The 24729-nt window shown below is 71.2% G+C and carries 24 protein-coding genes; 14 read left to right on the top strand and 10 right to left on the bottom strand.

Annotation, left to right across the window (positions count from 1 at the left end):
- Positions 1-68: 68 nt before the first annotated feature.
- The 4 genes from EJK15_RS45570 to EJK15_RS45555 all read left to right on the top strand — a co-directional run bounded on the left by EJK15_RS45570 (position 69) and on the right by EJK15_RS45555 (position 4652).
- Positions 69-725, top strand: a complete 657-nt coding sequence (locus tag EJK15_RS45570) for a response regulator (RefSeq protein WP_138716697.1) — start codon at positions 69-71, stop codon at positions 723-725.
- A gap of 89 nt (positions 726-814) precedes the next feature.
- The gene (locus EJK15_RS45565; RefSeq protein WP_138716696.1) at positions 815-2971 is read left to right on the top strand and encodes a DUF6421 family protein; all 2157 of its coding nucleotides are present in this window, start codon (positions 815-817) and stop codon (positions 2969-2971) included.
- Positions 2968-3597, top strand: a complete 630-nt coding sequence (locus EJK15_RS45560) for an SDR family NAD(P)-dependent oxidoreductase (protein ID WP_138716695.1) — start codon at positions 2968-2970, stop codon at positions 3595-3597. Before EJK15_RS45565 ends, EJK15_RS45560 begins: the two co-directional genes overlap by 4 nt.
- Positions 3594-4652: a threonine aldolase family protein gene (locus EJK15_RS45555; RefSeq protein WP_138716694.1), complete on the top strand. Its 1059-nt coding sequence runs from the start codon at positions 3594-3596 to the stop codon at positions 4650-4652. Before EJK15_RS45560 ends, EJK15_RS45555 begins: the two co-directional genes overlap by 4 nt.
- A 24-nt stretch (positions 4653-4676) precedes the next feature.
- Here the strand turns inward: EJK15_RS45555 and EJK15_RS45550 are convergent, their stop codons facing one another.
- Together EJK15_RS45550 and EJK15_RS45545 are read right to left on the bottom strand one after the other, a co-directional pair.
- On the bottom strand, positions 4677-6098 hold the full coding sequence (locus tag EJK15_RS45550; protein ID WP_138716693.1) for a phytoene desaturase family protein: 1422 nt from the start codon (positions 6096-6098) through the stop codon (positions 4677-4679).
- A 19-nt stretch (positions 6099-6117) separates the two neighbouring features.
- A complete protein-coding gene (locus tag EJK15_RS45545; RefSeq protein WP_240777633.1) occupies positions 6118-6750 on the bottom strand; it encodes a DUF305 domain-containing protein in 633 nt (210 codons plus the stop codon).
- A gap of 120 nt (positions 6751-6870) precedes the next feature.
- Between EJK15_RS45545 and EJK15_RS45540 the strand changes: the two genes are divergently transcribed.
- Positions 6871-7578, top strand: a complete 708-nt coding sequence (locus EJK15_RS45540; RefSeq protein ID WP_138716692.1) for a DUF3105 domain-containing protein — start codon at positions 6871-6873, stop codon at positions 7576-7578.
- 32 nt (positions 7579-7610) lie between these two features.
- On the opposite strand, the gene EJK15_RS45535 is transcribed toward EJK15_RS45540, so the two are convergent.
- Positions 7611-8126 (bottom strand): EF-hand domain-containing protein, encoded by a 516-nt coding sequence (locus tag EJK15_RS45535; RefSeq protein ID WP_138716691.1) that lies wholly within the window; start codon positions 8124-8126, stop codon positions 7611-7613.
- Positions 8127-8181: 55 nt separating this feature from the next.
- Complete coding sequence (gene ald / locus EJK15_RS45530) at positions 8182-9297, bottom strand: alanine dehydrogenase (protein WP_138716690.1); 1116 nt, start codon at positions 9295-9297, stop codon at positions 8182-8184.
- A gap of 163 nt (positions 9298-9460) precedes the next feature.
- Between ald and EJK15_RS45525 the strand changes: the two genes are divergently transcribed.
- Positions 9461-10381, top strand: coding sequence for an excalibur calcium-binding domain-containing protein (locus EJK15_RS45525; RefSeq protein WP_138716689.1), 921 nt, complete (start codon positions 9461-9463; stop codon positions 10379-10381).
- Between the two features lie 148 nt (positions 10382-10529).
- Here the strand turns inward: EJK15_RS45525 and EJK15_RS45520 are convergent, their stop codons facing one another.
- Together EJK15_RS45520 and EJK15_RS45515 are read right to left on the bottom strand one after the other, a co-directional pair.
- The gene (locus EJK15_RS45520) at positions 10530-10763 is read right to left on the bottom strand and encodes an EF-hand domain-containing protein (RefSeq protein WP_138716688.1); all 234 of its coding nucleotides are present in this window, start codon (positions 10761-10763) and stop codon (positions 10530-10532) included.
- Positions 10747-12951, bottom strand: a complete 2205-nt coding sequence (locus EJK15_RS45515) for a molybdopterin cofactor-binding domain-containing protein (RefSeq protein WP_138716687.1) — start codon at positions 12949-12951, stop codon at positions 10747-10749. Before EJK15_RS45515 ends, EJK15_RS45520 begins: the two co-directional genes overlap by 17 nt.
- Positions 12952-13046: 95 nt before the next feature.
- Between EJK15_RS45515 and EJK15_RS45510 the strand changes: the two genes are divergently transcribed.
- The 5 genes from EJK15_RS45510 to EJK15_RS45490 all read left to right on the top strand — a co-directional run bounded on the left by EJK15_RS45510 (position 13047) and on the right by EJK15_RS45490 (position 19483).
- The gene (locus EJK15_RS45510; RefSeq protein WP_138716686.1) at positions 13047-14534 is read left to right on the top strand and encodes a PucR family transcriptional regulator; all 1488 of its coding nucleotides are present in this window, start codon (positions 13047-13049) and stop codon (positions 14532-14534) included.
- A 433-nt stretch (positions 14535-14967) separates the two neighbouring features.
- Complete coding sequence (locus EJK15_RS45505) at positions 14968-16251, top strand: helix-turn-helix domain-containing protein (RefSeq protein ID WP_138716685.1); 1284 nt, start codon at positions 14968-14970, stop codon at positions 16249-16251.
- Between the two features lie 45 nt (positions 16252-16296).
- Positions 16297-16917: a copper resistance CopC family protein gene (locus EJK15_RS45500; protein WP_138716684.1), complete on the top strand. Its 621-nt coding sequence runs from the start codon at positions 16297-16299 to the stop codon at positions 16915-16917.
- Complete coding sequence (locus tag EJK15_RS45495) at positions 16914-18890, top strand: bifunctional copper resistance protein CopD/cytochrome c oxidase assembly protein (protein WP_138716683.1); 1977 nt, start codon at positions 16914-16916, stop codon at positions 18888-18890. Before EJK15_RS45500 ends, EJK15_RS45495 begins: the two co-directional genes overlap by 4 nt.
- 203 nt (positions 18891-19093) lie before the next feature.
- A complete protein-coding gene (locus EJK15_RS45490) occupies positions 19094-19483 on the top strand; it encodes a sensor histidine kinase (protein ID WP_138716682.1) in 390 nt (129 codons plus the stop codon).
- A 20-nt stretch (positions 19484-19503) separates the two neighbouring features.
- Here EJK15_RS45490 and map read toward each other — a convergent pair whose 3' ends face one another.
- Positions 19504-20352: a type I methionyl aminopeptidase gene (map, locus tag EJK15_RS45485; RefSeq protein WP_138716681.1), complete on the bottom strand. Its 849-nt coding sequence runs from the start codon at positions 20350-20352 to the stop codon at positions 19504-19506.
- Between the two features lie 5 nt (positions 20353-20357).
- Here map and EJK15_RS45480 point away from each other — a divergent pair, with 5 nt between their 5' ends.
- Positions 20358-20561: a hypothetical protein gene (locus EJK15_RS45480; RefSeq protein ID WP_138716680.1), complete on the top strand. Its 204-nt coding sequence runs from the start codon at positions 20358-20360 to the stop codon at positions 20559-20561.
- Here the strand turns inward: EJK15_RS45480 and EJK15_RS45475 are convergent.
- Both EJK15_RS45475 and EJK15_RS45470 read right to left on the bottom strand, forming a co-directional pair.
- Positions 20558-21202: a cyclase family protein gene (locus tag EJK15_RS45475; protein ID WP_138716679.1), complete on the bottom strand. Its 645-nt coding sequence runs from the start codon at positions 21200-21202 to the stop codon at positions 20558-20560. The two genes, EJK15_RS45480 and EJK15_RS45475, sit on opposite strands and share 4 nt — an antisense overlap.
- Positions 21199-21450 carry a CBU_0592 family membrane protein gene (locus EJK15_RS45470; protein WP_138716678.1) on the bottom strand — a complete coding sequence of 84 codons (252 nt, stop codon included), beginning with the start codon at positions 21448-21450 and terminating at the stop codon, positions 21199-21201. Before EJK15_RS45470 ends, EJK15_RS45475 begins: the two co-directional genes overlap by 4 nt.
- Positions 21451-21523: 73 nt before the next feature.
- Here EJK15_RS45470 and EJK15_RS45465 point away from each other — a divergent pair, with 73 nt between their 5' ends.
- Positions 21524-22480, top strand: a complete 957-nt coding sequence (locus EJK15_RS45465; protein WP_138716677.1) for a LysR family transcriptional regulator — start codon at positions 21524-21526, stop codon at positions 22478-22480.
- Between the two features lie 14 nt (positions 22481-22494).
- Here the strand turns inward: EJK15_RS45465 and EJK15_RS45460 are convergent, their stop codons facing one another.
- Positions 22495-23073, bottom strand: coding sequence for a hypothetical protein (locus EJK15_RS45460; protein ID WP_138716676.1), 579 nt, complete (start codon positions 23071-23073; stop codon positions 22495-22497).
- 393 nt (positions 23074-23466) lie between these two features.
- Here EJK15_RS45460 and EJK15_RS45455 point away from each other — a divergent pair, with 393 nt between their 5' ends.
- Positions 23467-24609, top strand: a complete 1143-nt coding sequence (locus EJK15_RS45455; RefSeq protein ID WP_138716675.1) for a lipase family protein — start codon at positions 23467-23469, stop codon at positions 24607-24609.
- Positions 24610-24729 lie beyond the last annotated feature (120 nt).

Raw genomic sequence — 24729 nt, 5'->3', positions numbered from 1 at the left:
TTGTAGCTCACTTGTGTACGGCTTGGCCTGGGTGTTCAAGGTGGGCGCCCGGCGTCTACCCTCCGCGTGTGGGCATTCGTATAGTCATCGCCGACGACCAAGCGATGGTCAGGGCCGGGTTACGCATGGTCGTCGATAGCGACCCCGGCATGGAAGTCGTCGGCGAGGCCGCCGACGGGCGCGAGGCCATCGCCGTGGCCAGGCGCACGCGGCCGGACATCGTCCTCATGGACATCTCGATGCCCAGGCTCGACGGGCTGTCGGCGGCGAAGGAGCTGCTCGACACCCCGTCTCCGCCGAAGGTCATCACGCTGACCACGTTCGACACCGACGAGAACCTCTACGCCGCGCTGCGCGCCGGCACCAGCGGCTTCCTGCTGAAGGTGTCGCCGCCGGAGCAGTTGCTGGAGGCGATCCGGGTGGTGCACTCCGGCGACGCGCTGCTCGACCCGGCCGTGACCAGCCGGGTGATCGCCACGTTCGCCGGCCGGGCCGACCCGATGCCGTCGCCGATGCTGACCGAGCTGACGCCGCGCGAGCTGGAGGTGCTGCGGCTGCTCGCGCGCGGCCTCACCAACGCGGAGATCGCCCGGGAGCTGTACGTGGGGGAGGCGACGGTCAAGACGCACGTGGCGCGGGTGCTGATGAAGCTGTCCCTGCGCGACCGGGCACAGGCCGTGGTGTTCGCGTACGAGACCGGCGTCGTACGGCCCGGAGCCGCCTGACCGTCTCACATTGCGGGAGGCTTTGGTGATGCAGGCCGTATCTGTGTGTATATTTTTCGGCATAAGGCGGTAAACACAGGAGATATTTCATGCAAGCGTTCCCTCGGGTGCTATTCGACGAGGCCCACAGCGAGTCGTGGACCGTCCGCCGCGAGGTGGCCGAGGCCATCAACCCCGCGCACCCCGACGACAACAGCTACGCGCGTGCGGCCGGGCTGCTGCGGCACCTGGGGCACGCGGTGACCGCCCACACGTCGGGCGCGCTCGACGCCGAGGTGCTGGCCGAACAGGACGTCCTGGTGATCGCGCACCCGTCGGGGGAGCGGTGGGAGCGGACCACCGGGCACGGCAGCCCGGTCTTCTCCGCCGCCGAGCTGGACGCCGTCCAGGCGTATGTGGCCGGCGGCGGTGGTCTCGTGGTGCTGGCCGAGGAGGAGCAGGACAAGTACGGCAACAACCTGCGCGAGCTGCTCGGGCGGTTCGGGGTCGGCGTCGAGCACACCACCGTGCGCGACCCGAGGCGCGCGCACCGGGACGTGGCCACCTGGGTGCTCGCCGAGCGGGCCACGACGGACGGGCTGCTCGCGGGCGTCAGGACCGCCTGCTTCTACCGCACCGGCGTCCTCACCCTCACATCCGCCTCGGGAGCGGCCGGCACCCTTGCGCCCGCCTCCGCGGCGGACGGCACCGGCGAGCCTGCCTCCGGAGCTGCCGCCGCCGAGGTGTCCGAGGCCAAGGTCCTGTTCGCGACGTCGGCCACCGCCGATCCGGCGGGCGCGCCGCTGGCGGTCGCCGTCCGGTACGGCCGGGGCCGCGTCGTCGTGTTCGCCGACTCCGACCTGTTCGGCGACGACTCCATCGACGACTACGACCACCGCGGGCTCTGGGGGAACGTGGTCACCTGGGCCGCCCGCGTCCCGTCCGGCGACGGTGCCGCCGGGGCGCGCGACGAGGCCAAGGCCGCCGTGTTCGCCCGGCTCAAGGCGGCCGTCGAGGAGCTCAGGCCGCTCCAGGTCAAGGACGGCTCGGTGCCGGAGGAGGGGAAGGAGCGGGCGAAGGCGCTGGTGGGCCGGATCGCCGAGCACGTGAGCGAATTCTCGCCCCATTTCCCTCATGACGCCGCGTACCTCCAGGCGGTCCAGCGCGACCTCGCCACCTGGGCCGGCCAGGGGCTCGGCGTACCGGACTTCCTCGACTCGCTCGACCTCTTCCACCCCGACACCCAGCGCGTGGACGGTCTGGAGCACGTCGTGGTGTTCCCCATGTACACCCAGAACGGCAACCCGAACCGCAACCTCGAGGCCGTCTGGATCCGTACGATCTGGCCGGACTGGCTGGCCAGGCTGGAGGCGAACGGGTACGACAACCCGATGTTCGTGCCGATCGCGTTCGAGGACTTCACCTCCGGCTACGACACGCACTCGGCCGTGCTGTTCCCCGAGACGGTCGCGGTGCGCCAGGCGCCCGGCCGCTTCACCTGGGGCGGGATCTTCGCCGACCGCGAGGCCGCCAGGTTCAGGCGGGTGTCGGAGGCGGCCGCCGGGACCCTCAGGCTCGGCCTGCCGCCGGACGCAGCTCGTTTGCTGGCGTCGCAGCAGCTCGCGCAGGACACGTTCGTGCTGTGGGACCTGATCCACGACCGCACGCACAGCCACGGCGACCTGCCGTTCGACCCGTTCATGATCAAGCAGCGGATGCCGTACTGGCTGTACTCGCTGGAGGAGCTGCGCTGCGACCTGACCGCGTTCGGGGAGGCCGTGGAGCTGGAGCGGCAGGGGGTGCCGCACGCCAGGTACGTGCAGGACGCGATCCTGTTCGACCGGCTGTTCAGGTTCCCGATCAGCGGGGACCGGGTGCGGAACTACGACGGGCTCGGCGGGCAGCTGCTCTTCGCGTACCTGCACCGCAATGACGTCGTGCGGTGGACGGACAACCGGCTCTCGATCGACTGGGAGCGGGTCGCGGACGCGGTGGCGGATCTGCGGGGCGAGGTGGAGAAGCTGTACCGGGACAGCATCGACAGATCGAAGCTGGCGCACTGGCTGGCGGCGTACGAGCTGGTGAGCTCGTACGTGGCGCCGCACCCGGCCTCCACCTGGGCGAAGGGCATCCAGGCGCTGCCGGAGGAGCAGAAGGCCAAGGTGGACGCGGTGCTGCCGGACGAGTTCCCGCTGAGCATGTTCTACGAGGCGCTGCGCCGTAAGCTGGCCGATGTGGTCGAATCGACTAAGGGACTCCGAGCATGATCATTCTGGTTACCGGGGCCGGAGGGCCCACAGGTGAGGCTGTTTCGGGATATTTCCGGAAAAATGGTCACACTGTGATCGGTGTCGACAAGGACGACGTCGATCTTCTGGACCGCGCGGCCGTACAGGCGCTGGCGGAGCGGATCGACCGCGAGCACGGCCGCGTGGACGGCGTGGTGCACCTGGTCGGCGGGTGGCGCGGGTCGAGCACGTTCGCCGAGACCAGTCTCGAGGACTGGGACGTCCTGCACGACCTGCTGATCCGTACCCTCCAGCACGTGTCGCTGGCCTTCGAGCCGCTGCTGCGCCGCGGCGACAACGGCCGCTTCGTGATCGTCTCCGCCAAGGCGGCCGAGCGGCCGACCGCCGGCGGCGCCGTCTACTCGGCGGCCAAGGCGGCGGCGGAGGCGTGGACGCTGGCGCTGGCCGACGCCCTTGACGGCACCGGCAGCGCGGCGACCATCCTGGTCGTCAAGGCCTTGGTGAACGACGCCATGCGCGCCGCCAAGCCGGACGCCAGCTTCCCCGGCTTCACCGACGTCAACGACCTCGCGGCGGCCATCGGCGGCCTGTACGACCGCCCCGCCGCCGAGATCAACGGCCTCCGATTGGACCTCACTTCTTGATTCCCCGGCACGACCCCCAGCTCAAGACGTTCGCCAGCGACAACTACGCCGGCGTGCACCCCGAGATCCTCCAGGCCATCGCGACCGCCAACGGCGGCCACCAGATCGCGTACGGCGACGACGCGTACACCGAGGCCCTGCAGGACGTCTTCAGGCGGCACTTCGGCGAGCAGGCGCAGGCGTGGCCGGTGTTCAACGGCACCGCCGCGAACGTCGTCTCCCTCCGCGCCATGACCGCGCACTGGGAGGCGGTCATCTGCGCCGAGACCGCCCACATCAACACCGACGAGGGTGGCGCGCCCGAGGTCACGGGCGGCATCAAGCTCCTGACCGTGCCCACGCCCGACGGCAAGCTCACGCCCGAGCTGATCGACCGGCAGGCGTGGGGCTTCGGCGACGTGCACCGGGCGCAGCCGCGGGTGGTGTCGATCTCGAACACCACCGAGCTGGGCACCCTGTACACACCCGGCGAGATCGCGGCCATCTGCGCGCACGCCCACGAGCTCGGCCTCCTCGTCCACCTCGACGGCTCCCGCCTGACGAACGCCGCCGCGGCGCTGGACGTGCCGATGCGGGCCCTGACCACGGACGCAGGCGTGGACGTCCTGTCCTTCGGCGGCACCAAGATCGGCCTCCTGTACGGGGAGGCCGTCGTCGTGCTCAACCCCGGCGCCGCCACCGGGATCGACTACATCCGCAAGACCTTCATGCAACTGTCGTCGAAGATGCGGTTCGTGTCGGCGCAGTTCGAGGCGCTGCTGTCGGGGGATCTGTGGCTGCGGAACGCGCGGCAGGCCAACGCGATGGGGCAGCGGCTGGCCGACGCCGTCCGCGACGTCCCGGGTGTCCGACTGCCCCGGCCGGTCGAGGCCAACGCCGTCTTCGCCGTCCTGCCCAAGGACGTCACGGAGCGGCTGCAGAAGCGCTTCCGGTTCTACACGTGGAACGAGGCCACGGGGGAGGTGCGGTGGATGTGCGCGTTCGACACGACGGAGGCGGACGTGGACGCGTTCGCCGCCGCCGTCGCCGAGGAGATGGACGCGGCCGGGTCCTGACCCCTCGACGAGGGCCGAGAAGCGTCAGGGCTTTGAAGGTTCGGGGCCGTCGGGGCGCAGCGCGAGGCGGGCTGCCTGCCAGCCGCCCACCCCGTGCACCCCGGCCCCGGGCGGCGTCGAAGACGAGCACAGGAACACGCCCGGCAGCGGCGTGCGCCATGGCGCCGGGGACCAGACCGGGCGCCGGAGGAACTGGACCAGGCTGGCCATACCGCCCCCGATGTCGCCTCCCACCAGGTTGGGGTTGGCGGCCTCCAGGTCCGCGGGACCCATCGCGTGCCTGGCCAGCACGCGGTCGCGGAAGCCCGGGGCGTACCGTTCGATCTGGGTCTCGATGGCGTCCGTCATGTCCACCGTGGACCCGCTGGGCACGTGGCAGTAGGCCCACAGCGTGTGCCCGCCCCTGGCCGGGTCGGCCGCGTACGGCTGGACGAGCAGCACGTACGGGCGCGGCGAGTGCCGTCCGGCGGCCATCTCCGCCTCGCTGAGCGCGATCTCCTCCAGCGTCCCGCCCAGATGGACCGTGCCCGCGCCCGCCACCGCCGGGTCCCGCCACGGCACCGGCCCGTCCAGCGCCCAGTCCAGCTTGAACACCCCGGGACCGTAGCGGAAGCGTTCGAGCCGCCGGCGGTAGCCCGCGGGCAGGTCGGCCATCGCGAGCAGCTGCCTGGGCGTCACGTCCAGCACAATGGTCGGCGCGGACAGCTCCGCCAGGCGGCGGACCCGGTGCCCGGCGACCGCCTCGCCGCCCAGCGACCTGAGCTCGGCCACGAGCGCGTCGGCCAGCACCTGCGATCCGCCCCGCACCAGTGGCCAGCCCACCAGGTGGGCCAGGGTCGCCAGCAGCAGGCCGTAGCCGGCGGTGATGGGGGAGCGCAGGTCGAGGACGGAGTGTGCGGCCATGCCCGCGATCAGCGCCCGCCCCTCGACGGTGCGGAACGCCCGCCGGGCGAGCGTCGTGGCGGGCAGCGCGCCCGCGACGCCGAACCTGGCCGCCTGCGCGAACGTCCGCACCGGCACGTCCCACGGCCCCAGCGGCTTGAGCAGCAGCTCCACAAGCGGGAACCCGGCCCGCGCCGCCGCGCCGGCGGTCGCCAGCCACGCGCCCGCGTCGCGCCCGAGCCCTTCCGCGGTGCGGCCCGGGTCGCGGTGCACGAGCGCGGCCGGGCGGTCGTCGAGCGGGTGCGCGACGGGCACGGCGGGATGGGCGAACTCGACCCCCTTGAGTCCCAGCTCGCGGAAGGCCGGAGACGCCAGCGCCATCGCCATCACGGTCGCGCCGAGGTCGTGCACCCGCCCGGGCAACGTCAGCTCCCCGGACCGCAGCCCGCCGCCGAACCGCCCGGCCGCCTCAAGCAACAGCACCTTGCGCCCGGCGCGGGCCAGTGTGACAGCGGCGACGAGCCCGTTGGGCCCGGAGCCCACGACGACGGCGTCGGCGCTCATCCCGCGGCCCCGCTGCTCATTACGCGGGCTTCAGTATCGACGGGTAGGGCTGCGCGCCGCGCTGCCGCAGCAGGTCCGTCATGAGCGTGATCTCGCCGCTCTGCCCCTGGACGATCTTCTGCGCCATGCTGACCACCTCGCTGCGGTCGGACAGCTTGAGCAGGCCCTCGGCCATCTGCACGCCGCCCTCGTGGTGGCGGATCATCAGCTGCAGGAACAGCACCTCGGCCTGCGTGCCCTGCGCCTCCTTGAGCTTGGTCAGCTCCTCCGGCGTGGCCATGCCCGGCATGGTGCCGGGCGCGGCCGTGGCGCCGCCGTGGCCGTGGCCGCTCATCCAGGCCATCGGCTTCTGGTCGGTCGCCTGGCCGAGCTGCCACTGCTGCAGCCAGCCCAGGAACATGCCGCGCTGGTTGGCCTGGGTGTTGATGATGTCGAAGGCCAGGTTGCCGATCTCCTTGGCGGGGCGCTTGTCCCTGATCGTGAACGCCATGTCGACGGCCTGCGCGTGGTGCGCGGCCATGTCGCGGGCGAACCCGGCCTCGGGCGAGCCGTCGCCGGGTGTGCCCGCGCGGCCGAACAGCAAGAACGCGGCCGCGGCGAGCACCAGCACGCCGCAGACGATGAGAATGGGTTTCCTGACGGGCTTTTCCATGGCCCGTCCAGCGTACCCACCTGCGGGCGGAGTCGTGATCGCACGCTTATGACGCTCTTATTCTCCGCATACGCCCGCAGGGCATAGGGTGACCTCTGTTGGAACGCCGATGGAGGAACGATGACGAAGGAGAAGGCGCAGGCGAGGCGCGATCATCTGCAGAAGATGCGAGCCGAGCAACAGCGCAAACAACGCCGCGCCGCGCTGCTCATGTGGGGAACGGGCGGGCTCATCATCGTGGTGCTCGTCGGCGTGGTCGGCTTCTATCTGGTCAACCAGGCCAGGCAGACCTCGCTGGACGCCGTGGCCGACTACAAGTACGACGCCGGCCAGCACGTGTGGAACGCGGTCACCTACAAGGAGACCCCGCCGGTGGGCGGCGAGCACAACAACTACTGGCAGCAGTGCGCGACCTACGACGCGCCGATCCACCCCGAGCACGCTGTGCACTCGATGGAGCACGGCGCCGTCTGGATCACCTACCGGCCCGACCTGCCCAAGGCGCAGGTCGACAAGCTGAAGGCGGTGGCGTCGTCCACGGGCCAGCAGGACTACATGCTGGTCAGCCCGTTCCCCAACCTGTCGTCGCCGGTGGTCGCGTCGTCGTGGGGACACCAGCTCAAGCTGAACAGCCCGGACGACCCGAAGCTCGGCGCCTTCATCAAGCGCTACCAGAACGGGGCCGGCACGCCTGAGCCCGGCGCCACGTGTGGCGGGCCCGACGCCATCACCACCACGGCCCAAGAGGCCCCGCTGCCGCCCGAGCCCACGGGCCAGCAGCAGACGCCGACGACGAGCGCCTCCCCGTCGGCCACCCAGTCCCAGTAGCAGGGGGCGAGCGGAGCCTCTGACCGCGCCCGCTAGGTCTCGCCGATGAGCAGGCCGTGGCGGGCGCGGACGTATTCCTCGACGGAGATGAGCCCGTCGCCGTCGGCGTCCGCCCTGGCGAAGGCCGTGGTGAGGTCGGTGCCCGGGCGGCTCCACACGGAGCCGAACTCCTCGGCGGTGATCCAGCCGTCGCCGTCGTGGTCGATCAGCGCGAAGGTGGCCCTGGAGATCGGCGCGAGCACGGCCCCGAGGTCGCCGCTACGCACCAGCGACTCGAAGGAGAGGACGTACTCCTCCTTGCTGATCCGCCCGTCGTGGTCGGCGTCGAGAGCCCGGACGTGCGTGTCCCAGGCGTTGAGGAACGCGTCGACGACCGCCTCGCCCTCGGGCGTCTCGGCGGACACCCCGGCCTGCTTCAGCCGCCGCTGGGCGAGGGCCATGTAGTCGTAGCTGGTCAGGAAGCCGTCGCCATCGGTGTCCAGGTCGTTGAAGTTGCGCTCCGCGCTCTCGCGGAAGCCCTGCTGGGACATCGCCACTCCGATCGTCACGTTAAGTAGCTGAACGCTACTTAGCGTAACCCTGCATCGGGTTCCGCGGAAGAGGTCAGCCCAGCACGTCCTCCGGCCGCGTCCACTCCAGCCCGTGCGCCTCGGCCACCGGGCGGCTGGTCAGATGGCCCTCGTAGGTGCTCAGCCCGAGCCCCAGCGCCGGGTCCTCGCGCATGGCCCGCCGCCAGCCCACGTGGGCGATGGCCAGCGCGTACGGGAGCGTGACGTTCGTCAGCGCGAACGTCGAGGTGTGCGGCACGGCGCCCGGCATGTTGGCCACGCAGTAGAAGATCGAGTCATGCACCCGGTACGTGGGCCGCTGGTGCGTGGTCGGCCGGGAGTCCTCGAAGCAGCCGCCCTGGTCGATCGAGATGTCCACCAGCACCGCGCCCTGCTTCATCCGGCTGACCAGGTCGTTGCTCACCAGCTTGGGCGCCTTGGCGCCGGGCACCAGCACCGCGCCGATGACCAGGTCCGCCTCCAGCACCGCGCGCTCGATCTCCAGCGTGCTGGAGGCGACCGTCTGGCAGTGCCCCTGGTAGATCAGGTCGGCCTGGCGCAGCTTGTCGATGTTCCTGTCCAGCAGCATGACCTCGGCCTGCATGCCGAGGGCGATGGCGGCGGCGTTCATGCCGGACACGCCGGCCCCGATGACGACGACGTGCGCCGCGCGCACCCCGGAGACGCCGCCCATCAGCACGCCCCTGCCGCCCGCCGTCCGCATCAGGTGGTACGCCCCCACCTGCGGCGCCAGCCGCCCCGCCACCTCCGACATGGGCGCCAGCAGCGGCAGCGCGCCGTCCGGGGTCTGGACGGTCTCGTAGGCGACCGCGGTGCAGCCCGAGTCGAGCAGCGCCCGGGTGCAGGCCCGGGAGGCCGCCAGATGGAGGTAGGTGAACAGCACCTGCCCCTTGCGCAGCCGATGGTATTCCTCCACCATCGGCTCCTTCACCTTCATGATCAGGTCGCCCGTGGCCCAGACCTCGTCGGCCTCCGGCACGATGACGGCGCCGGCCGAGGTGAAGTCGGCGTCGGGGATCGAGGATCCCTCGCCCGCTCCCCGCTCGACGTAGACCTGGTGGCCGTGGCGCACGAACTCGTGCACCCCCGCCGGGGTCAGCGCCACCCGATATTCGCTGTTCTTGACCTCTAGCGGAACCCCGACCTTCATGGGACAACTTCCGTTCGTGCCGAAATTCTCGGCAATCTGCGATCCTGCCTTCATTCTTCCTCGCCGACACCGGGAAAGCGGGGATTCTCCGGCTGATTACCCCGGTTCGGCTGGTCCTCGATAGGCTCACCGCAGCCCGCATATCAGGATGGGATCATCATCGATGGACAAGCCGGAAGAGCCGCCGCGCGCGGACCCGGGGGAGCCGAAGGCCAGCAGACTCACCACCATCGTGTTGTTCGTCTCGCTCGTCCTCGTCGTGCTCGTCGCAGGTGTGCTCGGCACGGTGGCCGTCCTGATGACGAGGAGCCCCGACACGCCTCTGTTAGGGGGCACGGCGCCGCAGCGGCTGGCCGTGCCCATCCACTTCGCCCCGGTCCGGGACACCAAGCCCGCGCCGTGCCCCGGCGACCCGGCCGTGCTCGACGCGGAGCAGCGCACCTGCTACCTGCTGGAGGACGGCGTGACGGTCGGCGCCGTCCAGCGGGTCGAGCCGGTGCGTGAGAAGGACGGGCAATACTCCGTGCGCATCGCGATCGCCCCGGCGTTCAAGGAGCGGCTGGTCCAGCTCATCGACGAGCTGGCGCCCGAGCAGGGGCAGGTGGCGGTCGTGCTGGCGCCCGAGCAGCCCGACCAGCCCAAGGTCGTGCTGGCCGCGCCCATCGTCACCCAGCCCATGGACGGCGACAGCATGAGCATCGCCGGGTACACCAAAGAAGAGGCCGACGCGCTGACCGCCCGCCTGCTCGGCCCGACGCCGAGCGGCACCGGGACGACTCCCGCCGAGCCGGGCGGCACCACCCCGCCGACGCCGGACCCGGGCACGACCGGCACGACCGGCACGACGACCCCGCCCCCGGCCACCACCGGCACCACCAGCACCACCAGCCCCGGCACCACCAGCCCCGGCACGACGAACCGGGCGACGAACGCCGGGCGCGCCCCCGACCGGCGCTACGCCGGCTGCAAGGAGGCCGTGGCGGCCGGTGACGGCCCCTACTACAAGGGCACGCACGAGGAGTACACCTGGTACAAAGACGTCGACAACAACGGCGTGGCCTGCAACAGCGCCGACATGAACTAAGCCATGGCGAGGTGCGTGGTGACCCCGCCACGCACCTCGCGGCCGATGGTGGTCCCCCGCCCGGTCAGCTCGAAGAATCGGTCGAGCACGCCATCCCCCTCCGCGATCAAGGGGGAACGCGGGGTCACTTACCCGGCGGGGGACGAGATCACGCCTTCTCGTGCCGCCCGTGGCCCACGAGCGCGACGAACTCCTCGAGCCCGATCGTGCCGTCGCCGTCGCGGTCGGCGGACTTGATGAACGCCTCGATCTCGCTCTCGGACGCGCCCTGCCCGCCCAGCGCCTCGTTGGCCTTGCGGATCTCGGCCGCGGTCAGCAGGCCGTCGCCGTCGGTGTCGAAGCGCCTGAACTCCGCCTCGGCCGCCTCATGTGCACTTGCCATTGGATTCCTCCCCGTCGTCGGACAAGGCGATATCTTCCGGCCTGATCGGAACGCGAGTCAACCGGAGCCCGGTCGCCGCGCGTACCGCCGCGGCGATCGCGGGGGTGGAGGAGAGCGTCGGAGGCTCGCCCGCGCCACGCAATCCGTACGGGGCCTCGGGGTCTGGATTTTCCAGGATCTTCAGCTGCATGGGCGGCATGTCGAGAATGGTGGGGATGAGGTAGTCGGTGAACGACGGGTTCAGCACCCGGCCGTCGCGTATCTGGATCTCCTCCATCAGCGCCAGCCCGAGGCCCTGCGCGGAGCCGCCGTGGATCTGGCCCTCCAGCGCCTGCGGGTTCAGGATCCGGCCCACGTCCTGCACGGCCGCCAGCTCCACCACCCTGGCCAGGCCCAGCTCCACGTCCACGTCCACGACGGCCCGGTGCACGCACAGCGCCAGCTGCGTGTGCGAGTCGCCCTGGCCGGTGTGCGGGTCCAGCGGGTACGTCGGCCGGTGCCGGTACTCCCGGGTCTCCTCGATCGGCCCGAACGTGGCCAGCGCCTCCCGCACGGGCAGGCCCTTGAACCGCTCGCGCACGGCCTCGCAGGCGGCCTTCACCGCGCCGCCGGTGACGTACGACTGGCGGGAGGCCGACGAGGAGCCCGCCGAGCCGACCGCGGTGTCGGCGGTGGCCACGGTGACGTTCGCGATGCCCAGCTCGGTGCGGGCGATCTGGGCCTGGATCGTCACCAGGCCCTGGCCCACCTCCGCGGCGGCCGTGTGCACGGTGACGTGCGGCTCGCCGCCGACCAGCTCGGCGCGCACCCTGGCCGTGGAGTAGTCGTCGAAGCCCTCCGAGAAGCAGATGTTCTTGATGCCGACGCCGTACCCGACGCCGCGGCGCACCGACTCCCCGTGCGTCGTCTGGGAGACGCCGCCGGGCAGCCCTCGCAGATCCCGCTCAGGCGGCTCGGCGGGCAGCGGCCCAGGCAGCGGCAGGGCCTCCAGGTCGCGCAGCATCCCGGCGAGCGGGGCGGGCGAGTCGATCAGCTGGCCCGTGATCAGCCGGGACCCCTGCGAGACCGCGTTGCGCACCCGGATCTCCACGGGCGACAGCCCGCACGCCTCGGCCAGCCGGTCCATCTGCGACTCGTACGCGTAGCAGGCCTGCACCGCGCCGAAGCCGCGCATCGCGCCGCACGGCGGGTTGTTGGTGTAGACGCCGGTGGCGTCGATCCGCACGTTCGGCACCTCGTACGGGCCCACGCCCAGCGACGCGGCGTTGCCGACCACGGCGGGGGAGGAGGAGCAGTACGCGCCGCCGTCCAGCAGGATGTCGGCCTTGACGTAGACGAGCCTGCCGTCGCGGGTGGCGCCGTGCTCGTAGCGCATCCAAGCGGGATGGCGGTGCACGTGGCCGAAGAACGACTCCTCGCGGCCGTAGACCATCTTGACCGGCCGGTCCAGGCGCAGCGCCAGCATGCAGGCGTGCACCTGCATGGACAGGTCCTCGCGGGCGCCGAACGCGCCGCCGACGCCGGACAGCGTCAGGCGTACCTTGTCCGGCGGCAGGCCCAGGCAGGGGGCGAGCTGGTCGCGGTCCACGTGCAGCCACTGGGTGGCGATGTAGAGGTCCACGCCGCCGTCCTCGGCCGGGACCGCGAGGCCGGACTCCGGTCCGAGGAAGGCCTGGTCCTGCATGCCGACCTCGTACTCGCCGGTGACGACCACCTCGGCCTCGAAGGTGTCGCCCACCCGTACCGGCTGGTGGCGCACGATGTCCCGGGACTCGCGCGGGTCCGTGACGGCCGGGCGGACCTCGTAGTCGACCACGATCGCCGCGGCCGCCCTGCGGGCCGTCTCCGGATGGTCGGCCGCCACCACCGCCACCGCCTCACCCTGGTAGCGGACCTGGTCGATGGCCAGCACCGGCTGGTCCTTGTGCTCCAGGCCGTAGAACTTCACGCCCGGCACGTCCTCGTGCGTCAGCACCGCGAACACGCCCGGGATCTTCAGCGCCGGCCCCACGTCGACCGAGCGGATCCACGCCGACGGGTGCGGGCTGCGCAGCGTCGCGCCCCACGCCATGCCGTCGATCCACAGGTCTGAGGCATAGGCGAACTCGCCGGTCACCTTCAGTGCCGCGTCCGGGCGTCTGGCGCTCTCACCGATGCCGTGCCGGGTCGTGTACGTGGTCTCCGTCATCTTCCGAGTAGAGCACCGCCGCCCGTCCCGGTCCTATGCACGCGACGTGAAATCCCTGTCAAAGGGCGTAACACGCGGCTTGTATATTCCTCCAAGTGCGCATCAGTGACCTGCTCGCCCTGGCGGACCTGCGCCTCCGGCTGCTGACGGGGGACCCGGCCCGCGAGTTCGGCACGGTCCACATCACCGACCTGCCCGAGCCGGGCCGCTACCTGTCGGGCGGCGAGCTGGTGCTGACCGGTCTGCTGTGGCACCACTCGCCCGGCGATTCGGCCCGCTTCGTCGCCGCGCTGGTGGAGGCCGGGGTGTCGGCACTGGGCGCGGGCCAGGCCTGGCTCGGCCACGTTCCCGATGACCTGGTGCGCGCGTGCGAGGACGCAGGCCTGCCGCTCCTGGAGGTCCCGACGGAGGTCTCCTTCCGCACGCTCGCGGAGCTGGTGGCGCCCCGCCTGTCGGGCGACGTGCGCGACGCGCTCGGCCGGCACCGCAGGCTCGTCGCCGCCATCGCCGAGGGCGCCGGCCTGCGCGAGCTCTTCGACGTGACCGCCGCGGAGCTCGGCGTCACCGGCGCCGTCCTGTCCGCCACGGGCCGGCTGATCGTTGGCGCCGCCACGGATCCGGTACGGCTGGCCAGGGCGTACCTGACGGCTCCCCGCCTCCCGGCCGTTTCCGGAAATGTCACGATCTTCGCGGTGAGTCGCGGGCACCGGGCGGCGGGGTGGGCCCTGGCCTGCCACGGCGACCTGCTGGACCGCGCCGACCTGGGCTACGAGCTGGCCGCCTGCGTGGCCCTGGAGCGCAGCCGCATGGAGGAGGGCCGCCGGGTGGAACGCCGTCTGGCGGAGCAGCTCATCGTGGCCGCCCTGTCCGAGTCGGACCCGGCCGATCTCAACGCCCGCCTGCGGACCTGCGGCATCGACGCCGCCGAGCCGTACGCGATCGTCAACGTGACCGCCCTGAGACCGGCCGCCACCCGCGGCCCCGACCCCGCCACGCTGGGCGGCCAGGTGGTGGAGGAGCTGCTGGACCGCGAGGTGGTGGCGGCCGCCGGCGCGGAGGCCGCGCTGGCCCTGGTCCCCCTGCGCGGCACCACCACCGCGGACCTGGCCGGCCGCCTGCGCTCGGGGGCCGAGGTCCTGTCGGCCCTGCCGGACACCCGCGTCTGCGTCGGCCTGAGCGGCGCGCTGACGGGCGCCGCCGCCATCAGAGGCGGCATGGAGGAGGCCGGTCACGCCCGCCGCCTGGCGGCGGCCCGCGGGGGAGGGGTGGTGACCAGCGACGAGATCTATACCCACGCGCTGCTCCTGGCCACGGTGCCGGGCGACATCCGCCGCTCCTTCACCGACCGCCTCCTGGCGCCCCTGCTCGACTACGACCGCCGTCACCAGTCGGATCTGGTGCGGACCCTGGGCGTCTTCCTGGACTGCGCGGGCTCGTGGAACGCGTGCGCGGAGCGGCTGCACATCCACGTGAACACGGTCCGCTACCGGATCCGGAGGGTGGAGGAGCTCACCGGGAGGAATCTGTCCAGCATGGCGGACCGGGTCGATTTCTACCTGGCCCTCCGCGGCGCCGCCCTCTGAAGAGGCATCGGCACGGCCGGCCGAGCGCCTGCTGCTCGCTCGGCCGGCCGGGATGCGCGGCGCCAGGGGAAGCGCGTCCGACAACGGGTGCGGGTGGAGCCAGCTGAATTCAAGATCAAGATGGTGGCTTGTGATGCTCGGTGCCAGGGCATGCGCGGCCTGCCCCGTGGCTTGAAGCTCGCCCGAAGCCGGCGTGGGCCGGACCCAGGGTCAGATTGTGCTGCCCTCTGTCCTGCGCCGGTCAGCAGCAGGCAGGAGTATCAAACGCAATCTGTGGAGACGAATCGGCACTTGCGGCCGTAGCATGGCCTCCAACGGCTACAAAGGCCGTGATCACGGCAGCAAGTATGGACAGGGCAGTGCGCGTGCGCATGGGGGTTCTCCCTCGCCTATTCGTGGTGCTCGGTCGCAATAATCTCAGGGAGCGGTAGCGGTGACCACATCTGACTTGGTCGGACTCCGTATCAAGACGGTCAGGCGGCAGCGAGGCCTGTCTCAGGCGCAGCTCGCGCATCCGGAGTTGTCGGACAGCTACGTGTCCCTGATCGAGAGTGGCAAGCGTAGCCCAACTCCCGCCGTTCTGGAGTTGCTGGCTCAGAAACTCGACTGTTCGCTCTCCTACCTGGTCAACGGTGTCACGGCCGAGCAGATGGAAGACATCGAGCTGGCGCTGGGCTACGCCCGGCTGGCCCTGGAGAACGGAGAGGTCTCCGAGGCCCGCACCCGCTTCGCTGAGTTGCTGACCGATAACAACCTGACAGGTCTCACCAAGCTTCGTCAAGATACGGAATTCGGGCTGGCGCTGGCGACAGAGGCGGCGGGCGATCTCGACGAGGCGATCTCCATTCTCAGCCGCCTGCAGAGCGAGGAGACCACGCCGGAGCGCGCGATCGAGCTCGCCATCGCCCTCTGCCGGGTCTACCGGGACAGCGACAGACTCACCGAAGCGGTCGAGGTCGGAGAGCGGCTCCTGAGCGGCCCCTCCCGCCCGGCGTGGACCGACCACCTCGTGGAGCTGGGCGCCACGCTCCTGTCCGCCTACCTCTACCGCGGCGACATGCTCAAGGCCAGCCAGTTCGCCGCCGAGCTGCTCAATGCCGCCGACGTGCTCGGCACACCGCGGTCGATCGTCGCCGCCTGCTGGAACGCCGCGCTGGTGGCGCAGAGCACCGGGCACGGCGAGGAGGCTCTCAATTTCGCCGAGCGCGCGCTGGCGGTGCAGTCCGAGAGCGGCCAGCCGCGCAACCTCGCGCGCATGCGGACCGCATTCGGCTCGGTGCTCATGAAGGCGCGTCCCGACCAGGCACGGGCTGCCCGCGACATCATGTTGCGGGCCGCGGAGGAGCTGGCGCAGAGCTCGGCGAGCACTGTCGACCTGGCTCGATGCCAGATCGAAGTGGCCCGGGCCTCGATCGTCATGGGCTCGCCCGCCGAGGCCCTCGACCACGTCGAGGCCGGACAGCGACTGCTGCCGGGCAACGTGCGTGCCCTCGGCGCGGAGGCCGATCTGCTCCTCAGCCGCGCCCACGGCGCCCTGGGGAACTTCACCGAGGCCGAAGCGCACGCACATGCCGTGCGCGACCGGCTGGCGCCGCTGCCGGACTCCCTGCGCGTGGCCGGCACCTGGTACGCCGCCGCCGAGACCATGGAGATGCTGGGCGATGCCGACGACGCCGTCGGGGCCTACCAGAGGGCGCTGGCCTGCGCTGGGCTGTAGGGAGGGTCCGGACCGGGCAGTGGCGTCGGTAGCCTTGGGGATGTCATGAAGAGATCCCCGCTCGCGGCTCTCACCGCGATTCTCGCCGCCCTGCTCGTGCTCGGCACCGCCGGCCCGGCTCTCGCGCACGACGCGCTCAAGAGCAGCTCCCCGGCCAAGGGGGCCGAGGTCGCGGCCCTTGACGAGGTCAAGCTCGAGTTCACCGCCAAGGTGCGCACGCCGTTCGTCATCGTGCGCGGGCCGGGCGACGCCCAGCACGAGCTCGGCAAGCCCGAGGTGGACGGCCCGGTGGTGACGCAGGCGGTGAAGGGGCCGCTGCCTGACGGGAAATACACGATCGCCTACCGGGTCGTGTCCTCCGACGGGCATCCGATCGAGGGCGAGATCCCGTTCAAGGTGAAGGGCGCCGAGCCGCCGTCCCCCAGCCCCGAGCCGTCCGGCACGGAGTCGGGCGAGCCGGGCGAGGAATCCGCGAGCCCGGCCCCGTCCGGCACGCTCGCCGCGACGGGCGGCCCATCGGCCCCGGCAGGCGAGGCGAGCGTGGCGGCCGACCAGGCGTCGGCCGAGCAGGACGTGACCTTCCCCGTCTGGCTGATCATCGTGATCGGCGCGCTCGCCGGCATCGGCATCGGTTTCCTGCTCAGCGCCCGGAGAAACAAGTCATGAGCAGGGCGGCGCGGCTCATGCTCGCGGGAGTGGCGGTCGCGGTCGTCGCACTGGCGATCGGCATGATCGCCGGAGGCAGGGCGTTCCCCAGGATCATCCCCGGGCTGCCCGACTCCGGCGCGGTCGTCCGGTGGGGGCTGCCGCTGTCCAAGCTGCTCATGGACGTGTTCGGCGTGCTCACCGTCGGCCTGCTGCTGATGGCCGCCATGCTGCTGCCCAGCGACAAGGGCGTGCTCGGCAGGTCCGCGCTCCACTACGTCAAGGCCGCGTCGTGGACGGCGCTGTCGTGGGCCGGGGCGGCGTTCCTCGCCATCGTGTTCGGCGCCGCCGAGTCCGTGGGCCGGACGGTGCCCCAGATCGCCGACGGCGCCATCCTGAGCAGCTACGCCACCCAGACCACGCAGGGCGTGGCGCTCACGCTCGTCGTGCTGTTCGGCGTGGCGATCGCGCTGTTCTCGCGGGGCGCGATCACCGCGGGCGCCGCGGCCGGGCTGCTGGCGTTCGCGATGGTGACGCTGCTGCCCGCGCCGCTCACCGGGCACACCTCCTCCTCGCCCAACCACGACCTGGCCACCTCGGCGGTCTCGCTGCACCTGCTCGCGCTCGCCCTGTGGGTGGGCGGGCTGCTCGTGCTGGCCGCGCACGCCCTGCGCCGGCAACCGCAGCTGGAGGTGGCCGCCGCCAGGTTCTCCACCATGGCGGTGTGGTGCTACGCCGGAGTCGGCCTGTCCGGGCTGTTCAGCCTGGTCGCCCGGCTGGGCGCGGTGTCGGACTTGTGGACGTCCGAATACGGCATGCTCGCCGTGGCGAAGATCGTCGCATTCGTGCTGCTCGGCTATGTGGGCTACTGGCACAGGCAGCGCACGCTGGTCCAGCTCGGGGCCGGCCGGCCCCGAGCGTTCACCCGGCTGGCCGGCGGCGAGACGCTGCTCATGCTCGCCACCGTCGGGCTGGCCGTCGCGCTGTCGCGCACGCCGCCGCCCGAGTTCACCGTCCCCGCCGACCGGGCCTTCGAGCTGCTCGGCTTCCCCCTCCCCGAGGAGATCACGCTCGGGAACGTGTTCTCCCTGTGGTGGTTCGACCTGTTCTTCGCCGTGGTGGCCGCCGTCCTGGCCGGGCTCTACGGGGCCGGCGTGCTGAGGCTCAGGCGGCGCGGCGACGCTTGGTTCTGGGGGCGTACGGCATCCTGGTTCATCGGGGTGGCGCTGCTGGTGTTCGCCACGCAGAGCGGGCTGGCCCGATACGCCCAGGTCATGTTCGACGTGCACATGATCGAGCACATGACGCTCTCCATGGTCGTGCCGATCTTCCTCGTCCTCGGCGGGCCCGTCACGCTGGCCCTGCGCGCGCTCAAGCCCGCCGCCAGGAGAGGCGACAGGGGGCCGCGGGAGTGGATCACCACGATCCTGCACAGCCGGTTCACGAAGGTCGTCACGCATCCCGCCGTCGCCACGTCCATCTTCATCGGCTCGACGTATGCGCTGTACTTCACGCCGCTGTTCGAGTCGGCCATGCAGGAGCACCTCGGGCACATCTGGATGACCCTGCACTTCCTGATCAGCGGGTCCCTGTTCTTCTGGGTGATCATCGGGGTCGACCCCGGGCCCAACCGGCTCCCGTACTTCGGGCGGCTGCTGATGCTCTTCGTCACCATGCCGTTCCACGCGTTCTTCGGCATCGCGCTGATGATGATGGGCACGGTGATCGCCTCCGGCTGGTACGAGCAGCTCGGCCGCACCTGGGGTGACACGCTGCTGCAGACGCAGCGGGACGGCGGGGCCATCGCGTGGGGATTCGGCGAGATCCCGACGCTCATCGTGCTGCTCGCCATCGCCGTGCAGTGGTATCAGGACGACGACAGGCAGGCACGACGGGCCGACCGCCGGGCCGATCGGGCGGGCGCCGGAGATCCAGAACTCGACTCCTACAACGCTTATCTCGCCCGCCTCAACCGTGCTGACAAGAGCGAGTAGCCGTTCGGCCATGCCCTTCTATCTTCCCACTACAAGTCTCTGTACCGACAGGTAGCCTTTCTCCCAGGGGAGACGGGCATAACCCCGTCAGCTAGCGGGCGCAGGCCGCGAGGGGGGATGCGCACCGCCAGCGAGAGCGCGCCGGAGTGGGGACCGGCCCGGGGTGCCAAGGAAGGCGAGAACCATTGTCGGAAGAGACACGCATGCGCGGGGGGCAGAGCCTCGCCGAGGCGCTCGAGAGCTACTTGGCCGAATGGTCGGAGCGCACGGGGATCGCCGTGGAGACCTGGGCCCTGCCGGGCACCGATGTGCCGGCCCGCGTTTCCAGCAGCGTCATGGCCGTCATGCGCGAGGCCCTGGCCAACGTCGAGCAGCACAGCCGGGCCAGGACCGTGTCCATCGCCGTGACGATCGGCGAGCGCGGGCTGCGCATGACCGTCAGCGACAACGGGCGGGGCTTTCCGGCGGCCGGGGCGGGGCGCGGGATCGCCCGGATGCGGGCGGCCTTCGCGGAGGTCGGCGGCAGCCTGTCGGTCAACAGCGTGCACGGAGAGGGCACCACGATCACCGGGGTGGTGCCCACGCAGCGCTGAGGGCCTGGACGGGGGCGTGGTTACGGGAGAGTGAGGATTTCGCTGCCCGTGTCCGTGACCAGGATCGTGTGCTCGAACTGGGCCGTGCGCTTGCGGTCCTTGGTCACCGCCGTCCACTTGTCCGGCCAGATGTCGTAGTCGATCGTGCCCAGCGTGAGCATCGGCTCGATCGTGAACGTCATGCCGGGCACCAGCTCCACCCGCAGCGACGGGTCGTCGTAGTGGGGGACCATCAGGCCAGAGTGGAAGCTCGTGCCGATGCCGTGGCCGGTGAAGTCGCGGACGACGCCGTAGCCGAAGCGCTTGGCGTACGCCTCGATGACCCGGCCCACCACGTTGAGCTGCCGGCCCGGCGCGACCGCCTTGATCGCGCGCATCGTCGCCTCGCGCGTGCGCTCGACCAGCAGCCGCGACTCCTCGTCCACCTCGCCCACCAGGAACGTCGCGTCGGTGTCGCCGTGCACGCCGCCGATGAAGGCGGTGATGTCGACGTTGACGATGTCGCCGTCGCGCAGCACGGTGTCGTCGGGGATGCCGTGGCAGATCACCTCGTTGATCGAGGTGCACAGGGACTTGGGGTAGCCCTTGTAGCCCAGCGTGCTGGGATAGGCACGGTGGTCGATGAGGAACTCGTGGCCGATCCTGTCGAGCTCGTCGGTGGTGACGCCCGGCTGGACGTGCTCGCCGACCTCCTCGAGCGCCTGGGCGGCGATCCTGCCCGCCACTCGCATGCGTTCGATGATCTCGGGGCTCTTCACGTCGGACTCGCCGGTCTTGGGGCGCTTCTTGCCGACGTACTCCGGCCGCTCGATGTGGGCGGGGACCTTTCGGATGGGCGAAACTCGCCCTGGCTGGAGCAGTGTCGTCATGAACTATGAGTCTACGGGGCAGAATTGAGCTCGTGAGCGATGGCCAGTGGTGGTTCTGTCTCAAGCACATGCGGGTCGAGCCCGACAAGGGCTGCCCCAACAAGGACCGGATGGGTCCCTACGCGTCGGAGCAGGAGGCTGCCGGGGCGCTGCAGCGCGCCGCCGACCGCAACAAGGCATGGGACGAGGCCGAACAGGACGACGACTAGGGCACGATGGCGTAGGCCCTGACGGGAAACGTCCCCATGCCGGCGACCATCGGGGGCGCGGCGTGGAAGCGGAAGCCCTCGTCGGGCAGCTCCGCCAGGCCGGTCATGTGCTCCACCAGCGGGATCCCCGCCTTCAGCAGGATCGTGTGGGCGGGGCGCTCACCGCCCGGCGGGGTGTCGTCGATGTTGAGCGAGTCGATCCCGACCAGCGCCGCGCCCTGCTCGGCCAGCCACGCCGCCGACTCGGGCGCCAGGTACGGGTGATCGTGGAAGTAGGCGTCGGTGCCGAAGTGCCGGTCCCAGCCGGTGTGGATCAGCACGGCCCGCCCGCGTACGTCCAGCCCATGGTCCAGGACCACCTCCCGCGCTCCCTTGGCGCGGACCACCAGCCCTGGAAGGTCGGCGAGCTTGGTCAGCGGCACCTGCGACAGGTCGGGGCCGTCGGCGTAGCGGTGGTGCGGCGTGTCCAGGTATGTGCCGGTGTTGGCGGCCAGCGTGATCGTGCCGATGTGGAACTCGGTGCCCGGCGCGTACACCTGGCGGGAGTCCTCCCTGCTGAGGTGCACGCCCAGCTTCGGGCCGGGAACGCCGGGATAGGTGATCATCCCGTCCACGATGCGGTGACTGAGCTCGACGATCATTTCGCCACTCCTACTCGCGTGAGCTTGACGAGGGCCACCGCGCCGATGGCGGCCCACACAAGGTTGAGACCGGCCGACGGCCAGGCGGCGCTGTAGGCGCTGTTGACCATGAGGCTGACCGAGCCGACGAGATTGACGAGCTGGTACGCCACTCCGTCCCCCGAAATGCGGGACGACGATACCAGGGCGTAGCCGGCCAGCAGGAGAGCGGCGCCGGCCCAGCCGATGGCGGCGAGGAGGAGATCCATGGCCGCCATTGTCCGGAGGCTTCCCGCTAAAGCACAAATAAAGAAACCTAAAGTTGGCCGTAAGCTGAGCTGCATGGACATTGATCCTCGGCGACTCCGGGTCCTGCACGAGGTCGCCCGCCGCGGCGGCGTGATGCGGGCCGCCGAGGCGCTCTACCTGACGCCCTCCGCCGTCTCCCAGCAACTTGCCCAGCTCGAACGCGAGGTCGGGCTGGCCCTCATCGACCGCTCCCAGCGCAGCGTCTCGCTCACGCCCGCCGGGCGGGTGCTGGCCGGTTACGCGGAGCGGGTGGAGGAGGAGCTGCTCGAGGCCAGGCGGGAGCTCACCCGGTTCACCGAACGCCTGGCCGGGCCGGTGCGCATCGCCGCGTTCCCCACGGTGATCAAGCACGTGCTGATGCCCGCCCTGCGGGACCTGGCCGTACGCCATCCCAAGATCACGCCGTTCATCCACGAGATCTACGGGCCGCCCGCGCTGCAGGAGCTGCGGTTGGGGGCGGTGGACGTGCTGATCACCGAGCAGGACATGGGGCTGCCCACGCTGTCACAGCCGTCGCTGAGCACCCGGCTGCTCTACGTGGACGAGTACCGCATCGTGCTGCCGCCCGACTGGCCCGACCCGCCGCGCGCCTTCGCCGACCTGACCCAGGTGCCGTGGGTGGCCGGCGAGCCGAGCCAGGCGACCGGGCAGGCGCTGGAGCGGCTGGCCGGGCTGCACGGGTTCGAGCCGCGCAAGGTGCACCTCATCACGGAATTCGGGCCCACGCTGGCGCTGGTGGCGGCGGGGCACGGGGTGGCGATCGTGCCCACGCTGGCGCTGCTGGACGTGCCCGAGGGCGAGGTGCGGGTGAGCGAGCTGCGGGACGTGGGCGCGCGGCGGCTGGACGCCGTGACGCGGGTCAGCCGTACAAGGTCGGGGGAGCCGGATCCGGTGCAGGCCGTGGTGATCGGCGCGATCGAGGAGGCGACGGCGGGGCTGGAGGCGACGCTGAGCGGCCGCCTGCGCGCGCCCGAGCCGCCGGATTCCTGAGCGTCGTCGAGGTGTCAGTCGGCCAGTTGGGGGCCGCTGACCTTTTCCAGCAGGCGGGCCAGGCGGGCGCGCAGGCCGAGGCGCCGCTCGACCTCGCCGGCCGCCGCGCTCACCAGGTGCTGGGCGCCGTCGAACGTCACCAGCCCGTCCCGCGGCACCGCGATCGCGTCGTGCGCCAGGCCGGCCAGCTCCGAGTCGCCGCCTTCGATCGCCAGGATGGTCGCGCCCGTGCGGCGGGCGTCGTTCACCCGCTCCAGCAGCGGCACCGGCGCCTGCTGCTCCGACAGCACGAACAGGGTCTCGCCGCGGGCCGCCCGCTCCAGGCGGTCGAGGCCGACGCGCAGGTGGGCGGGCGCGTCGGCGGGCGGCGCCCAGCGCACGAGGGTGGGCGTGAGCTGCGGCAGGTCCGAGAACCTCGCTTCGTCGCCGAGGTGTGCGGTCAGGTGCCAGGGCTCGTCGTCAGGGGTGCCCACCAGGAGCAGGCCGCCGGGCGAGCGGGTGGTACGCAGTGCGTGGCCCAGCTCGCGGGCGCGTTCGAGCCAGCCGGTCTGGGCCAGGAGCTCGCGCAGGAGGGCCACCGATCCTGAGTCCATGGGTCCATGGTGCCTCAGGCGTCCGATGCGGGAAGCTTGCTTCCCGCAATTCAAACGCCTCTTCCTTGTTCGTTGTTGGGGGGTTCGCGGGGGGCTTGCCCCCGCGGGGGTCGCAATTCGAATGCTTCTTCCTTGCTGGTTGTCGGGGGGACGCGGGGGGCTTGCCCCCCGCGGGAAGCTTGCTTCCCCGCAATTCGAATGCTTCTTCCTTGCTGGTTGTCGGGGGGACGCGGGGGGCTTGCCCCCCGCGGGGGGCTGTTTCGCAAGTGATGTATTGACATGAGCTGTGTTTCCCCGTCATTTCGGGCCTTGACATGGAGTTACTCTCGGGTAACGATCGGCTCGCGGCGCCGCCGTCCCAAGTCGGTGATCCTCCAGGGAGAGGGGCGGCACATGACCTTACGTGTCCGCGTCAGCATGTCCGTGATCCTGTTATTGATCATGTCCCTCACCACGACCCCCGCCAGCGCCGCGACGCCGGGAAACGTGGTCTCCGCACAACCCACCACCGTCTACCTCCTGCCGGGCCAGCTGCTCCAGGTGCCCGTCAACGCCTGGCACCTCCTCTACAACTCCACCTCCGCCACCGGCGCGCTCAACGCGGTGTCCGGCACGCTGCTCGTGCCCAAGAGCGGCTACCCGCTCGGCGCGCGCCCGATCATCGGGTACGCCGTCGGCTCCCACGGCCTCGGCGACCAGTGCGCCCCCTCGGTCAGCATGAGCCAGGGCAGGGAGGCCGAGCTCGCGCTGGTCAGCCTGTTCCTGCTCCATGGGTTCGCGGTGGCCGTAACCGACTACGAGGGCCTCGGCACGCCGGGGCAGCACACGTACATGGCGGGGATCTCACAGGGCCACGCCGTGCTCGACTCGATCAGGGCCGCCATGCGCGTGCCCGGCGCGGGGCTGTCGACCCGGGCGCCCGTCGCCGTCATGGGGTACTCCCAGGGCGGCGCGTCGGCCGGGTGGGCCGCGCAACTGCAGCCTTCGTACGCGCCCGAGCTCAGGCTCAAGGGCGTGGCCGCGGGCGGCGTGCCGGCCGACCTGCACGCCGTCGCGACCCACCTGGACGGCGGCGAGAACTTCGGCCTGGCCGCGGCCGCCGGGGTCGGGCTCGATGCCGCATATCCCGAGCTCGACCTCGAGGCCGATCTGAACGACCGGGGCCGCGCGCTGCTCGCCGACGCCGCCGACGACTGCGTGGGCGACCTCGACCGGCTCGCCGGGCTCCGCTTCTCCGACCTGAGCCCGATCGACCTGCTCAACCAGCCCAAGTGGCTGACGCGGCTGGGCGAGAACCGGCTCGGGGCCGTGGCGCCGCGGGTGCCGATGTTCCTGTACCACGGCAAGGGCGACGAGATCATTCCGCTCGCGGTGGGGTCTGCGTTGCGATCGGAGTACTGCCGGGCAGGGGCGAACGTACGGTGGACCGCGCTGCCGGCGCCCGACCACGTCACGGGAGCCATCGAGGGCGGGCCGCTCGCCATCGAGTGGCTGGCCCTGCGGATCCTCGGGGTGCCTGCCTCCGGTAACTGCTAGCGGTTCCTGATCACAGCCGGGCTCGGGCGTCCTGGGCCCGGCTGTCTTCCGCTCAGGTCGCATCGTCGGTCGCCCTGGTGAAGGGGGGTTGAGCAGGGGCGGGCGATGGAGGGCCTGGGT

It is taken from the genome of Nonomuraea basaltis, from assembly GCF_005893125.1.
GTDB classification, from domain to species: Bacteria; Actinomycetota; Actinomycetes; order Streptosporangiales; family Streptosporangiaceae; genus Nonomuraea; species Nonomuraea basaltis.
This window is presented reverse-complemented; position numbering and strand designations above follow the sequence as displayed.

What these genes read in the sequence shown, in the direction of transcription:
- EJK15_RS45565 (WP_138716696.1), top strand. Translation starts at nt 815, where the DNA reads ATGCAAGCGTTCCCTCGGGTGCTATTCGACGAGGCCCACAGCGAGTCG.
- EJK15_RS45560 (WP_138716695.1), top strand. Translation starts at nt 2,968, where the DNA reads ATGATCATTCTGGTTACCGGGGCCGGAGGGCCCACAGGTGAGGCTGTT.
- EJK15_RS45550 (WP_138716693.1), bottom strand. Translation starts at nt 6,098, where the DNA reads ATGAGCGCCGACGCCGTCGTCGTGGGCTCCGGGCCCAACGGGCTCGTC.
- EJK15_RS45545 (WP_240777633.1), bottom strand. Translation starts at nt 6,750, where the DNA reads ATGGAAAAGCCCGTCAGGAAACCCATTCTCATCGTCTGCGGCGTGCTG.
- EJK15_RS45540 (WP_138716692.1), top strand. Translation starts at nt 6,871, where the DNA reads ATGACGAAGGAGAAGGCGCAGGCGAGGCGCGATCATCTGCAGAAGATG.
- ald (WP_138716690.1), bottom strand. Translation starts at nt 9,297, where the DNA reads ATGAAGGTCGGGGTTCCGCTAGAGGTCAAGAACAGCGAATATCGGGTG.
- EJK15_RS45525 (WP_138716689.1), top strand. Translation starts at nt 9,461, where the DNA reads ATGGACAAGCCGGAAGAGCCGCCGCGCGCGGACCCGGGGGAGCCGAAG.
- EJK15_RS45520 (WP_138716688.1), bottom strand. Translation starts at nt 10,763, where the DNA reads ATGGCAAGTGCACATGAGGCGGCCGAGGCGGAGTTCAGGCGCTTCGAC.
- EJK15_RS45515 (WP_138716687.1), bottom strand. Translation starts at nt 12,951, where the DNA reads ATGACGGAGACCACGTACACGACCCGGCACGGCATCGGTGAGAGCGCC.
- EJK15_RS45500 (WP_138716684.1), top strand. Translation starts at nt 16,297, where the DNA reads ATGAAGAGATCCCCGCTCGCGGCTCTCACCGCGATTCTCGCCGCCCTG.
- EJK15_RS45495 (WP_138716683.1), top strand. Translation starts at nt 16,914, where the DNA reads ATGAGCAGGGCGGCGCGGCTCATGCTCGCGGGAGTGGCGGTCGCGGTC.
- EJK15_RS45490 (WP_138716682.1), top strand. Translation starts at nt 19,094, where the DNA reads ATGCGCGGGGGGCAGAGCCTCGCCGAGGCGCTCGAGAGCTACTTGGCC.
- map (WP_138716681.1), bottom strand. Translation starts at nt 20,352, where the DNA reads ATGACGACACTGCTCCAGCCAGGGCGAGTTTCGCCCATCCGAAAGGTC.
- EJK15_RS45480 (WP_138716680.1), top strand. Translation starts at nt 20,358, where the DNA reads ATGAGTCTACGGGGCAGAATTGAGCTCGTGAGCGATGGCCAGTGGTGG.
- EJK15_RS45475 (WP_138716679.1), bottom strand. Translation starts at nt 21,202, where the DNA reads ATGATCGTCGAGCTCAGTCACCGCATCGTGGACGGGATGATCACCTAT.
- EJK15_RS45470 (WP_138716678.1), bottom strand. Translation starts at nt 21,450, where the DNA reads ATGGATCTCCTCCTCGCCGCCATCGGCTGGGCCGGCGCCGCTCTCCTG.
- EJK15_RS45465 (WP_138716677.1), top strand. Translation starts at nt 21,524, where the DNA reads ATGGACATTGATCCTCGGCGACTCCGGGTCCTGCACGAGGTCGCCCGC.
- EJK15_RS45460 (WP_138716676.1), bottom strand. Translation starts at nt 23,073, where the DNA reads ATGGACTCAGGATCGGTGGCCCTCCTGCGCGAGCTCCTGGCCCAGACC.
- EJK15_RS45455 (WP_138716675.1), top strand. Translation starts at nt 23,467, where the DNA reads ATGACCTTACGTGTCCGCGTCAGCATGTCCGTGATCCTGTTATTGATC.